Genomic DNA, 663 nt, shown 5'->3' with positions numbered 1-663 from the left:
GGGTGCCGCTGATCGTCTACGATCCGCGCCGCGCCGCCGACGCCACGCGCGGCCACATCGAAGCACGGCTCGTGGAATCGATCGACGTACTGCCGACCGTACTCGACGCCTTCGGTCTCGCCGCGCAACCGCATATCCTGGAGGGACGCTCGCTGCAGCCGCTGTTGCACGGCGAGGCGGTGTCATGGCGCGACGCTGCGTTCAGCGAAATGGATTACAGCTTCCGCGCGAGCGTGCGCGAAGCCGTGGGGCAGCCCGTGGACCGCTGCCATGGGTACATGGTGCGGACGGCGCGCTGGAAAGCGGTGTTTTTCGACGATCTGCGCCCGCAGCTTTTCGACCTCGAGAACGATCCCGACGAGTATCACGACCTCGGCGCGGACCCGGCGCACGCAGCGGTGCGCGAGGCGTTGCTGCAGAAGCTGTTCGACTGGCTGCGCGCGCGCAAGATTCACCCGACGATCGACCATGACAGGATGGCGGGGACGTCCGCGCGCGAAGCGGCGGGCGGTGTGCTGATCGGCGTCTGGGCGCGCGAGGCGTAGCGCGGCACGTCATAAGGGATGTTTCGCTTCGCGCGGGACATCCCCGATAGAGACAGCAAAAAACAAAGCACGTCGTGCAGGTGCCTCGCAGCCAGCGCTAATTCCATTGCGCGGCTAC

General features: G+C 66.7%; 1 protein-coding gene. It reads left to right on the top strand.

Features of this window, described 5'->3' with window-relative positions:
* Positions 1–545 (top strand): sulfatase/phosphatase domain-containing protein (locus tag U5775_RS38930; protein WP_322063437.1); only part of this gene is annotated, 545 nt, incomplete at its 5' end.
* Positions 546–663 lie beyond the last annotated feature (118 nt).

Source organism: Paraburkholderia sp. J63, from assembly GCF_905220245.1.
Lineage (GTDB): Bacteria > Pseudomonadota > Gammaproteobacteria > Burkholderiales > Burkholderiaceae > Paraburkholderia.
This window is presented reverse-complemented; position numbering and strand designations above follow the sequence as displayed.